The sequence below is a fragment of the Rhodococcus marinonascens NBRC 14363 genome, assembly GCF_001894885.1.
GTDB classification, from domain to species: domain Bacteria; phylum Actinomycetota; class Actinomycetes; order Mycobacteriales; family Mycobacteriaceae; genus Rhodococcus_F; species Rhodococcus_F marinonascens.
The window spans coordinates 1-3,779 of record NZ_BCXB01000086.1 but is presented as its reverse complement, the minus strand read 5'-3'; the positions used below and the strand labels follow the sequence as shown (position 1 = coordinate 3,779).

At 60.2% G+C, this 3,779-nt stretch carries 3 protein-coding genes and 2 pseudogenes; 1 reads left to right on the top strand and 4 read right to left on the bottom strand.

Annotation, left to right across the window (positions count from 1 at the left end):
- The 4 genes and pseudogenes from RM2_RS26035 to RM2_RS25485 all read right to left on the bottom strand — a co-directional run.
- Nucleotides 1-95 (bottom strand): annotated as a pseudogene (locus tag RM2_RS26035) (IS5 family transposase); the annotation flags it as partial.
- A gap of 173 nt (nt 96-268) precedes the next feature.
- On the bottom strand, nt 269-856 hold the full coding sequence (locus RM2_RS22710; RefSeq protein WP_174553885.1) for a suppressor of fused domain protein: 588 nt from the start codon (nt 854-856) through the stop codon (nt 269-271).
- Between the two features lie 118 nt (nt 857-974).
- A complete protein-coding gene (locus RM2_RS22705; RefSeq protein WP_072691720.1) occupies nt 975-1,640 on the bottom strand; it encodes a hypothetical protein in 666 nt (221 codons plus the stop codon).
- 192 nt (nt 1,641-1,832) lie between these two features.
- Nucleotides 1,833-1,987, bottom strand: a pseudogene (locus RM2_RS25485) (ISL3 family transposase); the annotation flags it as partial.
- A gap of 457 nt (nt 1,988-2,444) precedes the next feature.
- Between RM2_RS25485 and RM2_RS22700 the strand changes: the two are divergent.
- Nucleotides 2,445-3,557 carry an RICIN domain-containing protein gene (locus tag RM2_RS22700; protein ID WP_139277920.1) on the top strand — a complete coding sequence of 371 codons (1,113 nt, stop codon included), beginning with the start codon at nt 2,445-2,447 and terminating at the stop codon, nt 3,555-3,557.
- The last annotated feature ends 222 nt before the right edge of the window (nt 3,558-3,779 follow it).

Genomic DNA, 3,779 nt, shown 5'->3' with positions numbered 1-3,779 from the left:
GGTCGGCCACCGCTGCCGGTGGTGTTGCCGGGTGGTGGGAGCAGGGGTTCGAGAAGCGCCCATTGTGCGTTCGTAACCGACGACGACGGGTACACCGCGCACCGGTGTGCCCTCGCATTGTCCGGGGTGGGGCATGACGGGCACAGCACGATGGGAGATGATGACAAGTGAACTCCTGGTTGGTCGTGGTACACGCACCTACCGACCTACCAGGAGTTCACTCATTCCGCACCAGTCACACACCGACACCGAGTTTGCAGACGCACTCTTAGAGGGATGCGGCGCCGCGATTCGGATCGCGGACGTCGATGCCCGCCTCCGTCCACGCCTCACGCAGCGCATCAGCGCCACGCAATCGCACCCACGCCGCCTCGTTTCCGGTCAACGGTACCGCCGCGAGGAAACGCACGGACTCGGCCGGTTCCGGTAGCGGAAGGTCTGCGACCGTCGACTCATCGAGCAACACCGAGGTGAACGGTGCGTCCTTCCACAGAGGCTCCCCCACATCGAGCAGCGCATCCTGGACCAGCACCACGCCTTCCACGGACGGCGAAGCCGCCAGGATTGCCAGCGTCCTTGCGACGCCAGACGCCACCCCCGCGCCGCCGCTCAGGGTGAGGACGAGTTCGGCGCGCGGGCCGCGCAGGGGGTCGGCCACCAACTCGCCCGGATCGCCCATCGGATGCCGGGAGCAGCCCACGGTCACATACCGCACCAGGCCCTCGTCGTCGAGGGCGAACCGGAGCACGTCGAGAGGTTCGACGCCCAGGAACGTCACCGAGGCCGCCGTCGGTTCCGGTCCCCCGATCTGCTCGAGCAGGTGCGCACGAACGGAGGCCACAACGCTGTCAGTCACCCGGTCATCAAACCACCGAACTCACTCACCGATCCGTCGGCCTCTCGATGGGAGTTGCATCAGGGGAAGGTCGCCGATACGCGTGAGGTCCGCCGAGCATCAACAGCAGATGGACTCGTCAACGCAGATCGAGCGCAACCACGTCGCGACGAAGGGTGATGAGAACCGAACTCGTCACGCCCGCCAGTTGGCACGACCGCGCTATGTGAGCCGCGAGGTGGCCGCTGGTATCCAGCGAGAATTCTCGCACTGATACCTGCGTCTCGATCCGCCCAACGCTCTGCCCCATCCAGGCGGTGCGGTCCATTCCCGCAAGCTCATTGAATAGATACGAAGAAGACTGGGATATCGCCGCACTGCCGAACCGAATTTCGTCCCTTGCGCAGGCCGTAGTCAACTCATCGATAATCTGAGTTACGTTCCGGATACAGGTATCGTCCTCGCCACCATCGATCTCGACCGGCACGATGGTCGAGTTCGCTGGATCCGATGCGGCAAGTATGGGATCCAACCCTACTGTTCGGCGAGCGGGAGCTTTGCCGACTGGAAGCATCAGTTGGACACCGGTGAGGTCTACGACCCCTATTCGCTCCAACACCTTCTCGTTGCAGGCGACGAACTGAGCGACCGGCAAACCGGCCTGCTTTGCTGTATTCGAAAGTCCGACCTGCACCCATAGGACGTTGCCGACAACATGCTCTAGCTCGTCGGACCAGTTCCCGCCGGCCTCCTCCATATCCCACAGCACAGCGCTCTCCTGCGGGAGATAGGTGCCGTCCGACACTGTAATAGCTGTACTGGACCATCCCAGAAACTCTGGCGAACGTGTTGAACAGCATGTACGAGTCTCCGTCGAGGGATTCGATGCCGATCCACGGATGGCGGCGGAGAGTGCCGTGTACCGCGATGAAGCACTCGTCCGTCGCCAACATGTGATCAGCCTCTCTTGCTGCGGAGTAATGCGGCTCTTCACGGTTCAGAGTGCGTTGATCCGTTCTCGAAGCCAGCCGGAATGGATCAGGGACCACAAGATGTGGTGGTTGATGCCCCTCGGAGGGCGCTCCCGCGGAGGTGTGCGCGGCGTCCGTTGATGGCTTCGGCAGGACCACTGGAGACGCCGACATTAAAGTGAACGGCCCATTGCTACTCGAGATGGTTAGCTCTACACTCCACCCGTCTGGCTAGATACCAAGAACCAGGAAACCTAAGAAAATCCTGAACTCTATGGCGGCAGAAGACGATTGGCTGGGCCGCACATCTCGACTACCACGACTGTGGGCTCATCCGACAGCCGAAACAATCTCATACCGTTGCATGGTTTACAAAGAGTTCTGGAGCACACGTGAAACGCATAAACCGTTGGTCCACCGTTGCAGCAACAGCCACCGTCCTCGCCGCGGGAACACTCCTGTTCCCCACCGGAGTCGCTTCGGCCCTCGATCCACTACCAGGCAACGATGTGAAGACGACAGACGTCAATTTTCAAACCAGCTGCCAGTTGATCGGCCCAAACCGTAAACCAAACACTGGGACCGTCTTTACTGGCGGTGCGACTGGGACCGGTGCCAATGCGTGGGGTGTCCAAATCATGGCACCGGAAACGGTTACGCGTGGACAGGAGTTCACCTACCGGATTCAACCGGATCCCATTACCACACACAAAATTCTCGACGACGGCAGCCTCGTCCTGTGGCGAAACATCAGATATGACGTCGACATTCCCCCGGGCACCGAATTCGTGAGCGCGAAGGTCGCGTCCGACCCGACAACGCCCTTCCAGAACACACCGACGATAACCCGGATCGACCCGAATGGAAAAAAGGATGACAATGGGTCCATCCTGCGGATGGACATCAACGAGGAGGGTAGGCCCAGTGACCTCAATTCCGATGAGGCATTGGCGTTCGAGGGAGGTCACAGTAATGGGTGGGCCACACAGAAGAATCCCGGATTCCTCACTTTCCCGGGCATCGACGTAACCATCACAGCCGGCAACGCCGGTCAAGTAATCGAACCCACGCTCCGCGTCTCCACCAGTTCGGACCCAGATGCCAACACGTTCGGTTCGGCAGACAACTTCTTCCGCGTCATTGCCGTATCACACAACAACGCCGGAGACAGCGACACCATCGTCTACTGTGCACCACTTGACCCGCCGCCATCCTCGGTGGTTGGTGCTGTACTCAATCCTGACGTACTGTTGCCGACGGTTAATGCTGGTGGAATGCCGTTGACGTCGATCAAAGTGCTTGATTCGCCCATTTTCGGCCTGAATGGGCGTGTATTGGAACCTGTCGACATCCCTGGTTCGAGCACCCCGCACATTCAAATGAAGGACTTCGTCAGCGGCGACAAGGCCCAGCAATGGTTTTACACCTCCGATCACGAATTCCGAAACCCGGCCACGAACAAGTGCATCGACGTCGTCGAGGACGGGTTCGATGCCGGAGGGCAAAGAAACGGATCGCAAGTAGTTTTGAATCCCTGCCACGGCAATCCCGGCCAAAAGTGGACTCTCGACCCAGCAGTAACCGAGGACGGTAACCCGGGCGGTGCGATCATCAACCAGGCCGACGGCAAATGCATGGACGTGACCGACAACGTATCCGCAGACGGTGTACAAGTACAGATCTGGGACTGCACCGGTGCACCCAACCAACAGTGGAACTTCCCCCCGGCGCAAATTGCTGGCTTGAATTAGCTTCCCAGCTTCGATCTTCCACGGGCCGCGGAGCCTGGCCGCGGAGTCCTGAGGGCATGAGCTGATCTTGTTCTTCTCTGGCGTACGGGTAGGCGGTTTCTCCACAGGGCCCACTGCGGATGGCGGCTCTTCCGGATCGGGAGTGCATGAAGCCGGTTCGGTGCTGATGCGGTGAGGCACAAGATGTGGAGGGGTCCTGGGGTGTGAGGATGAAGGTTCCTA